The organism is Spirillospora sp. NPDC048819 (genome assembly GCF_040650055.1).
GTDB lineage: Bacteria > Actinomycetota > Actinomycetes > Streptosporangiales > Streptosporangiaceae > Spirillospora.
In genome coordinates this window covers 1-10,145 of the sequence record NZ_JBEZGN010000078.1, presented here as the reverse complement: position 1 = coordinate 10,145, position 10,145 = coordinate 1, and the positions used below count along the sequence as shown (strand labels likewise).

The following is a 10,145-nucleotide window of genomic DNA, read 5'->3' as shown; positions in this document are numbered from 1 at the left end:
GATGATGCCGATATGACAATTGAGGCAATCGGTGCTTAAGTAGTCAATAGATCGCGAGGTGGCCTTCTCATACACCACCTACCTGGACGTGGCCACTGCCAGCCCTGGGCGAGAGCCGAGCCGCTGCTCTCGCCGCAAGATCGTCCGTCGACTGCGCGCCGGAAACTCCAACACATTCGAGGACGAGGAAGGACGACCCTCGTTGTAGGAGCTCATCGCGAGACGACACGCCGATGGGCAAGCTGGTCACCTGCGCGACTGCGAGGCAGTATAGAGCGCAAACAGTCTTACCTCGCCTGACTGAGCGCCAAAGACTGTGACCTGTCCTCTACGGAAAGGAGTGCTGCATGGTCGGATCCCTTTCGACGTTGGAGAGCACCCCACGTGAACGATCACGAGACCCGTACCAACGAGGACATCGAGCGACTCGCCGGCGAGTTGCATGAGCGTGTCCGAGCCCTCAACCATCTGACGCAAAGCTCGCCGGGGCTGTCCGAGCCGGCCGTGGCCTGCACGGTGCTGGGAAACCTCGCCCAAACATCGTTTCGCCTGGCGCAGACGGCCGAGCAAATCGACGCGTTCCTGACGCGGGAGCTCGACGCTGGCAGGCTCGGACATGACCGCGGTGACGACCCCGTTCCTGCCGTGACGGCGGCGCACAATGCGCTCGGGCGAGTGACCGAGCAGGCGGCCGACCTCGGTGAGAGCTTCCGGCGAGCGGCCGGCGCGCTTGCCCCCGTCCACGCCGTGAACGAGGGCGAAGAGCCGTCCCTGGACCGGCACGCAGCGGCGAACCTGGTGGAAGCGGAGGAGCGCCAGGTCGGCCCTGCGGGAGAGGACTTCCCTAAAACGATCAGCGAGGTTCTCCCGAATCCGACGCCCGCCGAGGACGTGCCACCGGAGCTTCGCTCGCCACCACAACCGCCATCGCCACGTCGCGCTCGGTGAGCCTGGTACGTGCCGGACGGCGCGGACGAGTCCAGCTGTCGGAGGCGGCACGCTGCGCTGGACGAGGAAGAGTAGATCTGAACGGCGCCCGTCAGACGCGTTCAACTCACCTTCCTCTTCGGTGCACGGCGCTCGCGACAGCGCCCCCCAGGACGTGGCCCATCTCGAGGATGCCTACGGATGCCCGACATACAGAGCTGCAGTCTGCAAGGTAGGTCCGAATGGCGATGGCTCGGGCAGCCCGGACCTACCTTGGGTCTTCGGTGCGGCTGTCCAGGTATTCGATCAGCCGGACTTCGTTGCCCTTCAATCGCTCCCGCTGTTCGGGCGGGAGGGACGCCATCATGTCGGGGAGCGCTCTGTTGCGCGGCACATGGACCATCGGGCCGGTGTAGATGCGGCAGCCGGAGCACCACGAGAACCCGATACACCGTTCATAGTGCGGAGACTCCACCGGCTAGAAGCGGTACTGGTACGAGCGCACGGTGATCCGGCAGACGGCGCAGACCCAGCGGCCCTCCTCGCGGACGGTGTCCCAGGTGCTGACCTTGCGCAAGCGCGGCGGGCCGGATGACGCTCTTCAATTCGCCATGTGAGGCAAATTCCTCAGCCGTCCGGAAGGTCGACGTGGGCTCCGCAAGACGCGCGTGCGGGCGAGCCTGTGGACCACGTCGACCCAGCCGTTGGCAAGGAGCACTGAACGTGGCACCCGCACCGTAGGAGCTGGTCCGGATCGGAAGGGTGCGGTTCGCGCGGATGAACAGCGCACATGAGCGCAGGTGTTCGCCGGGCTCGGCTGGGGCGGAGCAAGAAATGGAAATCGTGCACATAAGGCGGCTGGACCGGGCGCGGTCCAGTCGATTTGGGACGGATCGAGCGCGATCCGGGAGGGGGTGGCGGTAGTCGGCGAAGACGGGGCGCAGCGAGAGTCGATGTCGGTGCGGTTGAATCGGCGGGCGCATCGGACTCCACGGCGCAGGCGGTCGGTGAGGTTCTCGCTTTCGGACGAGGAGCACGCGTTGGTGGCCTCTGCGGCCGTAGGGGAACGGCTGGCCATCGGCGCATATGCGGCGGAGGCGGTGTTGGCGGCAGCTCGTGGAAGTGTTCAGCCGCAGTACGCATTGCTGCGGGAGACGTTGGCGATGGTGATGCACGCGGCCGGGCAGGCTCGGCGGATCGGGGTGAACCTCAACCAGGCGGTCGCGGCGTCGCATTCGGGGGAGCCGCCGCCGCAGTTGCGGTGGTACGCCGAGGCGTCGGCGCGGGCCGTTCAGAAGTTGGACGATCTCGCTGACGAGCTACGCCGGCGTCTTCCTTGACGTGATCGGTTTGTGTTGATCGGGAAGGTGGTGCGGGGCAAGCGGGTGCAGGGCCTGGTCCGGTACCTGTACGGGCCTGGTCGGTGTGAGGAGCACCGTGATCCCCATATCGTGGCGGGGTTTCGGAGCCCGGCCGAGTTGGAGCCGACCTTGCGTCCGGATGGCTGCCGGGATTTTCGCCGCTTGGACGGGCTGCTCACTCAGCCGCTCGCTCTGCTGGGGGAGCGGAACTATCACAAGCCGGTGTGGCATGTGTCGGTGCGGGCGGCGCCGGAGGATCCGGTCCTCAGCGATGGGCAGTGGGCTGAGGTCGCGCGGGAGATGGTGTCGCGCACCGGATTGGCCCAAGACGGAGATGAGGACGCCGTCCGCTGGATCGCCGTCCGGCATGCCGACGATCACATCCACATCGTGGCCACGTTGGCGCGCGTCGACGGAGGCCGTCCTGAGGTATGGAACGACGGGTACCGGATCCGGGACGCGTGCCGGGAGATGGAACGGCGATTCGGTCTGCGGTCCACGGCTCCGGCGGACCGGACGGCGGCGCGGCGGCCCAAGCGCGCCGAGATCGCGAAAGCCGCCCGGGCCGGGCGCGATGAGCCGGTCCGCGGCGTCCTGCGGCGGCATGTCACCGTTGCTGCGGCGGGAGCACGGACGGAGGCCGAATTCTTCGCCGCATTAGGGGCTGAAGGCGTCCTGGTGCGAAGGCGTCACAGCACGCAGTCCGCTGACCAGGTCACCGGATATGCGGTCGCGCTGCCCGATGACGTCGATGCGTCCGGACGGCCGGTGTGGTTCGGCGGCGGGAAGCTGGCCGCTGACCTGACCCTGCCGAGACTACGGCGCAGATGGGCCCCGGGCGGCGCTGATCGTCCGGGGGCTCGTCCGCCGTCCGGACCGTACTTGTCGGAGCGGACGGTGCGCGCGGTGTTGCGGACGGCCGTCCGCCGCGCGGCGGACGGCCCCCGGACCACTACCGAGTTCCTCTACCAGCTCGAACAACAGGGGCTCCTCGTCCGGCTCCGATACAGCAAGACCAACCCGGGGCAGATCACCGGCTATGCCGTCGCAAGTTCTGACCGCGAGGAACCTGTCTGGTACACCGGCGGCCAGCTCGCCGACGACCTCACGCTGCCGCGTCTCCAGCGACGATGGAACGACCCGGCAGGCAACGATGCCTTGCCGACAGGCGATCTGACACCCGAGGAGCGGCAGGCGTTCTACGACGACGCCGTCCGCGCTGCCGCTTACGCCACATCCCATATCCGTCGGCATCTGGCCACCAACCCTTATGGTGCCGAGGACGCATGCTGGGCCGCGTCCGACGCACTGCATGTGGCCGCGAAGGTCACTGGCAATCGCTACCTGCGCCGCGCTGCCGACGCCTATGACCGGGCAGCCCGTGCACCGTACGGCCGTATCCCGCGCATCACCTCAGAGGGCAACGCCCTGCGCATTACCGGTCGGTTGCTGACGCTGGCCGGCGTCCAGGACCGCACGACGCTGTCCGTCCTGGAGCTGGTGGGACGCTTGATCACGTTGCTGGAGACCATCACGCAGATCCGCCTGCTCCAGCAACGCCAAGCCCAGGCCGATGCCGCACGCAACGCGCACCGGCACCTTGAGCAGGCGCGTACGGCCGCTGGCGGTCACCAGAGGACCATGCGGGGCGAATCCCCGGCACCGTCGCAGGCCCAACTCGCCATGGCCGGCTTCCCTGGCTCTTGGACTCCGGGTTCCAACTCCGTCCCGGCGAGCGTGCGTCCCGCCGCGTCTCGCCCTTCAGGTCCTCGTCGCAGGATCCCGTGACACTTTCAAGTGACAACACGCCGAAGTGGCTACTGTAATTGACCACTCTCCTTGTGTGATGCATGTTCTTGATCAAGGACTTTAGTTGATGGACGTGCCAGTCCATGGCTGACATCACCGGGGGAACCATGAAGCCGCAGGCAATCACCACACAGGCCGAGCTGGCGGAACGGCGTGCCCGCCTCCTCCGCCTCCACTACGAGCTGCGGCGCATCGGCGTCAGTGCCCGAGCCCGTAAACCGCGCAACGGACGCTGGCGTCTGCGGATTCGGCACAACGGGTGGTCGGAGACCGTCCTTTGCGCCGGTGCCGAGGGCGCCTACGCCTTCGTCACCGCCTACGGCCGGCTGCTCGGCACCACCGACGAGGCCCGGTACGTCGCACAGCTGCTGGCCTGGATGGTGGAAAGGCGCGTTCGGTGACCACCGCCCAGCAACTCCGGGCGACCTCCACGCCGCGAGACTCCGAGCGGTGGACTCCACAGCCCGCGGTCGTCAAATGGGTGACCGTCGGAGTCGCTCCGCTGATCGCGGCACTGGCTGTTCTTGGCGGCGTCGGGTCGTTCACCACCATCCGGCAGATGGCCGAGCCGCATTTCGGCGGGCTGGCATGGATCGTTCCGGTCGGCATGGACGTCGGCATCTTGATACTCCTGGCCTGGGACCTGCTGATGGAGTACCTGGACCTGCCCTGGCCGGTACTGCGCTGGGTCGCCTGGGTCTACATCAGCGGCACCGTCGTGGTGAACGTGTCCGCCGCACACGGGAGCCTGGCCGGCAGCGTGATGAACGCGGCCATGCCCGTCCTGTTCATCACGGTGGTGGAAGGCGTCCGGCACCTGATCCGCCGATGGGTCGGGCTGACCTCCGCCAGCCGGGTCGAACGGATCCCGGCCACCCGATGGATCCTCGCGCCCGCCTCCAGCCTGCTGCTGTGGCGACGCATGATCCTCTGGCACATCACCGAATACCGGCAAGGCCTCGACCTGGAGCATCGCCACCTGCTGGCCGTCTCCCAACTCCAGCAGGACTACGGCAGATGGTCATGGCGATGGCGCGCCCCGCTGGCCGACCGGCTCGCCCTCAACCGGCTCCCCGCCCAGCACTCACCACGTGCGGGCGCTGACCATGACACCACTGAGGAGATGCGGCAGCACGACCAGCTGATGGCCATTGCTCGGCAACTCCAGCGCGACGTGGAACGCGAAGGCGTCCAGCTGAGCCGGGACCGGCTCGGCCGGCGCCTGCGTGAGCTGGGCATCAGCATCGCCAACGATCGGCTCACGCAACTGATCGCCGCCGTCCGCGATGAGCCGGCCGGACGGAAATGATCACGATGCCTGATGACGAGCAGCAACGACGAGCGTTGGACGTCCTGCAAGGGATCGCCGATCATGCGGTCGCCCGCCTTGCTGACGGTCGTCTCCGGTGGGACGCCTGGCTCGTTCACGCAAGTCGGCATGGACGGTACGGATTCACCAACACCCTGCTGATTCCTGCACAGAGGCGGTCCGCAACCGACGTCCGGTCCTATGACGCGTGGCAGAAGGCGGGTCGGCAAGTCCGGCGCGGCGAAACCGGAATTCGAATCATCTCCACCCGCGGGAGACCACGGGCCGTCTTCGACATCGAACAGACCGAGGGTGCGGCCATAGAGAAGCAGACTTTGTCCCTGGCCGAGGGACTGCGGCGGCTCTCCCTGGTCGCCGCCCACCTCGGCTTCTACGTCGACCGCGGGCAGGGCTGGACCTATCTCGGACGTCCTGGCCGCCGCGTTCAGGTCCCTCCGGAACTGGACGACACCGCCGCAGCGTCGCTGCTCGCGCACCAGCTCATTCACGCATTGCGACCCGGTGGGCATCTCGACACAGCCGGAGCCAACTCTGCCCCATGCCGCGGCGTTCGACGCGTCCTTGCTGATTCGGGTGCATACATCGTTCTGGCCGAGTTGGGATTGCCGGTTGCGCATCTGTCATTCCCGCCAGCCCAGCAGTGGGCGGGGATGGACGTCCGCACCGACTCACCCGCCGCCATCCGCGCGGTGGGAGACCAGATCGTTCGCACCAGTAGGCGTATCAGTCGTCATCTGCGCGACCTCATCGACGCGCCCGAGCCCGGACATCGCCTACCCGCCGCCCCAACCCAGGAGACCGACTCTCCACAGGCGATGCGATCCGCCAGCACAGCGGAGCATGTAAGGCGACCGTCGGACGATCTTCTATCCCAACTTCGGGCCGCGCTCGCCGATGCCCACCGCTTCTACCTGGGACAACTCAGTGGAAGCTGGGGAGCCCGCTACCTCGCGAGCCGTGGCTTCGACCCAACGCTGCAGGAACGCTGGGAACTCGGCTTCGCCCCGCGCTCCCGCAACGCCCTGCTGCAGCACCTACGCGCTTTGGGACACCGCGATCAGGTGCTGCTCCAAGCCGGCCTCGTGAAACAGAGGGACGGCGGCGAACCCTTCGACCTGTTTCGGGATCGTGTCCTGTTCCCCCTCAGAGACCACGATGGACAGATTGTCGGCTTCATCGGACGCCGCCGCGACGAAGCCCAAGGCCCCAAATACCTCAACACTCCCGAGACGGCGCTCTTCCGCAAGGCCGAGCGCCTATTCGGTCTCCATGAGGTACGCCCACAACTCGCAGGCACGGCACGTCCGCTCCTGGTCGAAGGTCCACTCGACGCGATCGCCGTCAACGCGACCATGCCGGAGACATATGCCGCAATCGCCCCATGCGGCACGGCGATCACATCGACGCAGGTCGATGTGATCGCCGCCCACGCAGACCTCGCAACAACCGGACTCGTCATGGCGCTCGACGGTGACCCCGCTGGGCGAGCCGGAGCGATCCGAGCCTGGCGCACTCTCCACCACATCACCGCCCGGCTCGAAACAGCCGTCCTGTCCCACGGTCGAGACCCGGCGGAGCTGTTGTCTCCGACGAGACAGTCAACTGTCCACAAGGCATTACTTTCCGTGACTCCCCTCGCTGACCTGGTGATAGATGAGAGAATCCAGAGGTCCGGGGGACAACTCGAGTTCATCGAGTCGCGAGTGGCCGCCGCTCAAGCCGCCGCCCCGCTGATCGTTGAGCTGCCACCCGACCAGATCGCCCGGCAGATCACCCGCGTCGCCGCCCGCACAGGCATGGCTCCTGCTGAAGTCACCGCGCTCGTCGCCTCAGCGATCAGCCCGGACCCACCTCCTGACAGCGAGCCGCCCCAGCGCGCCACCACACGGCAACAGCAACCCGTCGCTCCGCATCGTCCTCACACGACCTCTTCCAAGCGCACCCACCGGAGGACCGCATGACCCAGCAGCACCCCGACCCGATCGCGGAAGGTCTCCAGCACAGCGGACAACGGCTCATCCAGCTCATCTCCGCCGCCGCCGGCGTCCAGCAACTTGTCGCCCAGCGTAAGCACCGGTTAAAGGCCGCCCGTCAGGCACTGAACGCACAAGCCCAACGAGGGGAAGCGGAGAAACGAAGAGCCGAACGCGCCCAGGCCCGTTCCCGCTGGGGCCGTGTCCATGACCGCCAATGGCTGCGCCACGCCAACCTGCTGGACGTCGCCGATGCGTGGGCAGCCGGCGTTCCGTACGCCAAGGACAACACCGCAGCTGCCCGCGCCGTCGACCAATGCGAAGAACAGCTTCGCCGCTTGCACCCGCACGCGATGAGTCACTACGACCGGTTTCGCAGCGAAGGCATGGACGCCCTCGACGCGATGACCCAGGCCGCCCCCTTCTTCACCCGAGACCCCAACGTCCGCACCGGCGACCCGGCACCCCCACGCGCCGGACTGCACGAAGGCACCGGCACCGAATGGGCCGCACGGGTCCACGGCCCAGATCGCGGCGAGTGGGAAGAGATCCGCCGCCAGCAGCGTGCGACCCAGATCGCTGAGCAGCTACGGGCCAAGCTCCGCCTCCAAGGGCACGAGCCTCAACCTGAAGAGCTGCGAACGATCCTGGAGATCACCACGAACCTACCTGAGCACGTCATCACCAAGGCCGTCCCAGCAGTCCCGCATCCTCACCTCGCCCCGAGCCCGGACGTACGAAGCGCGGCCGAGGACTTCCCGATCCCCATCGACGAGGCGCTGACGATGAGTGCGAACCAGCCCCGCGAAACATCAGCGGCACGGCGACCGCAGACCCAGGCTCTCGACAGGAACCGGCGACGGAACCTCTGACAGTGAAGGGAACAACCCGATGGCTGCCATCCAGAACAGCACCTTCTTCTGGCTCGGACTGATCGGCCTTCTCGCCCTCCTCGCAGTGTTGCCGACCCTCATCGCCCTCATCCGCGGCGCCGACGACATCGGCCAAATCATTCTGATCAACGCGATCTGCTGTGTCATCGGCTTCGCCTGGCCGATCGCCCTGATCGCCGCCATCACATGGCCCCGCCGGGACGCACACCTCGCCGGCCTCTCCTACCAGCAACCGCCCGCGCCGCCCCACGCCCACCACCGGAACGACACCCGCGGACGGAAGCCGTATGCGTGACCGCTCAACTGTCGATAGGCCACTCCACCGGCAACGATGCACTGACAGACGCGCTCACCGGACCACAGGACGACCGAACCGAACATCCATGCGCTGGTTCCCCATCGTCATCAACTCCACGTTCCTCCTCGGCACGGTCGCCCTCGCCACCGACTCCCCGCGCGCGAACACCGACCCGGTCGCCAATCGACACGTAGTGGCATGTGGGCCGTTCGGGCCGGTCGCAGAAAGGTACGTCGACAGGGACAAGGTCTGTCGCCGCGCCCGTCAAGAGGCGCTGCGAAGCCTCCGAACCGGCCGCGACCCAGACTGGGGCGACGTCATGCGCGACTCCATACCGAGAGCGTCCGGTCGACCTGGCCGCACCCAGAATCCAGAGCGCTCCCGCCAGGCCGTGAAGAAGTACAGAACGGACCCGGCACAACCGAACCCTTCGCCCACAGCCGGGCTCATCCCGTCCCCAAGCCGAACTGACGTGCAGCCACGACCGGAACCACCGGCTCCCACCGGACCGGGCATACCGGGACCACCCCACCACCGACCCACGCCCACCACAACGGCCCGTATCGTGCCGGATGACCACAGGCCCTGGTTGATCCCGTGTACCGGAGCCGTCGCGCTGCTCGCCCTGATCAGCGGTACCATCTCCGCGGCCAGACATCGGCGAGCCATCGTCCTGGCGACGAGGCCGATGCTCAGGCACGTGAAGCGAAATCTCCGGCCCATCGCGCACCCCAAGTCCACAACAACGGTCGGCCACACGGCATCCGACGCCCAGGGAATCGTCCCCTTCATCGCGGACGGGGCTTCGATCACCGGGCCGGGCGCCGAAGACGCCGTCCGTCACCTGGCCCTGGAAATCCTGAGCCGTCGGCAAGGGGACTACGTCGAACTCGTGCTCACCCGCTCAGACGCATGGCGACTGTTCGGTACGGACATCGGCACCTTCCAGGAGGACCGGGTTCCCGGCCTCTACCTCACCGACGACCCCGAACACACGCACGCCTTCCTCACTCGGCAAAGCCTGACCCAGCAGGTCCTCATCACCTACGACAGCGAAGCCGAAGAATTCCGCGAACTCCTCAATCATCAACAGCGCCGACTCGCCGTCGTCTCCCTGTGCCCCCGGATAGGCGCGACCACGGAGGTCTCGGCGAACGGTGCAGTCACCAGAAGCAACGACGCTCTTCCGTCCGCGAACACCCAGCTGCCGCTGCTGTCCCGGGCCGACGCCTTCAACAAGCTCGTATCCATGCCGACGCTTGCTCGGCACGGCGAACTAGGCGGCATCAAGTAACGCGGTATCCACGACCCTGAATGCTTACAGTCAAGGCGGATGAGGATCGTGGTTGGATCCCGAAGGGGATCTATTCGAGCGTGTTGCGAACCCTCGTAGGGGCGATGAGGACCGCCGCCGGGCAGGTCGGTGACCTGACCGCCGCGTCGTTGCGAACCCTCGTAGCCCTCTGTGTCAGGCTCAGGTGGGACACGAGGGGATGAAGTTCCCTAACTGATGTGAACAGGGCGAGAACGGGTACTGAGCAGAGTGACGATGAC

10 protein-coding genes are annotated in these 10,145 nt (G+C 66.9%); 9 read left to right on the top strand and 1 reads right to left on the bottom strand.

Annotation, left to right across the window (positions count from 1 at the left end; all coding sequences use genetic code 11):
- The first annotated feature begins 384 nt into the window (after nt 1-384).
- The gene (locus AB0C35_RS45465) at nt 385-948 is read left to right on the top strand and encodes a hypothetical protein (protein ID WP_358470746.1); all 564 of its coding nucleotides are present in this window, start codon (nt 385-387) and stop codon (nt 946-948) included.
- Between the two features lie 247 nt (nt 949-1,195).
- On the opposite strand, the gene AB0C35_RS45460 is transcribed toward AB0C35_RS45465, so the two are convergent.
- On the bottom strand, nt 1,196-1,330 hold the full coding sequence (locus AB0C35_RS45460; protein WP_358470743.1) for a hypothetical protein: 135 nt from the start codon (nt 1,328-1,330) through the stop codon (nt 1,196-1,198).
- Between the two features lie 637 nt (nt 1,331-1,967).
- Here AB0C35_RS45460 and AB0C35_RS45455 point away from each other — a divergent pair.
- From AB0C35_RS45455 to AB0C35_RS45420, 8 genes are all read left to right on the top strand, one after another.
- Nucleotides 1,968-2,267 carry a hypothetical protein gene (locus tag AB0C35_RS45455; protein WP_358470740.1) on the top strand — a complete coding sequence of 100 codons (300 nt, stop codon included), beginning with the start codon at nt 1,968-1,970 and terminating at the stop codon, nt 2,265-2,267.
- Nucleotides 2,268-2,450: 183 nt separating this feature from the next.
- Nucleotides 2,451-4,076, top strand: coding sequence for a hypothetical protein (locus tag AB0C35_RS45450; RefSeq protein WP_358470737.1), 1,626 nt, complete (start codon nt 2,451-2,453; stop codon nt 4,074-4,076).
- Nucleotides 4,077-4,204: 128 nt separating this feature from the next.
- The gene (locus AB0C35_RS45445) at nt 4,205-4,498 is read left to right on the top strand and encodes a hypothetical protein (RefSeq protein ID WP_358470734.1); all 294 of its coding nucleotides are present in this window, start codon (nt 4,205-4,207) and stop codon (nt 4,496-4,498) included.
- Nucleotides 4,495-5,406, top strand: coding sequence for a DUF2637 domain-containing protein (locus tag AB0C35_RS45440; RefSeq protein WP_358470731.1), 912 nt, complete (start codon nt 4,495-4,497; stop codon nt 5,404-5,406). The genes AB0C35_RS45445 and AB0C35_RS45440 overlap by 4 nt, the downstream gene beginning before the upstream one ends.
- 5 nt (nt 5,407-5,411) lie before the next feature.
- A complete protein-coding gene (locus AB0C35_RS45435) occupies nt 5,412-7,388 on the top strand; it encodes a toprim domain-containing protein (RefSeq protein ID WP_358470728.1) in 1,977 nt (658 codons plus the stop codon).
- Nucleotides 7,385-8,272 (top strand): hypothetical protein, encoded by an 888-nt coding sequence (locus tag AB0C35_RS45430; protein ID WP_358470725.1) that lies wholly within the window; start codon nt 7,385-7,387, stop codon nt 8,270-8,272. Before AB0C35_RS45435 ends, AB0C35_RS45430 begins: the two co-directional genes overlap by 4 nt.
- A 19-nt stretch (nt 8,273-8,291) precedes the next feature.
- Complete coding sequence (locus AB0C35_RS45425; RefSeq protein WP_358470722.1) at nt 8,292-8,588, top strand: hypothetical protein; 297 nt, start codon at nt 8,292-8,294, stop codon at nt 8,586-8,588.
- A gap of 691 nt (nt 8,589-9,279) precedes the next feature.
- On the top strand, nt 9,280-9,885 hold the full coding sequence (locus AB0C35_RS45420) for a hypothetical protein (protein WP_358470719.1): 606 nt from the start codon (nt 9,280-9,282) through the stop codon (nt 9,883-9,885).
- Nucleotides 9,886-10,145 lie beyond the last annotated feature (260 nt).

Coding starts and splice junctions, on each gene's coding strand:
- AB0C35_RS45420 (WP_358470719.1), top strand. CDS start 9,280: ATGCTCAGGCACGTGAAGCGAAATCTCCGGCCCATCGCGCACCCCAAG.
- AB0C35_RS45445 (WP_358470734.1), top strand. CDS start 4,205: ATGAAGCCGCAGGCAATCACCACACAGGCCGAGCTGGCGGAACGGCGT.
- AB0C35_RS45425 (WP_358470722.1), top strand. CDS start 8,292: ATGGCTGCCATCCAGAACAGCACCTTCTTCTGGCTCGGACTGATCGGC.
- AB0C35_RS45430 (WP_358470725.1), top strand. CDS start 7,385: ATGACCCAGCAGCACCCCGACCCGATCGCGGAAGGTCTCCAGCACAGC.
- AB0C35_RS45460 (WP_358470743.1), bottom strand. CDS start 1,330: ATGGTCCATGTGCCGCGCAACAGAGCGCTCCCCGACATGATGGCGTCC.
- AB0C35_RS45435 (WP_358470728.1), top strand. CDS start 5,412: ATGCCTGATGACGAGCAGCAACGACGAGCGTTGGACGTCCTGCAAGGG.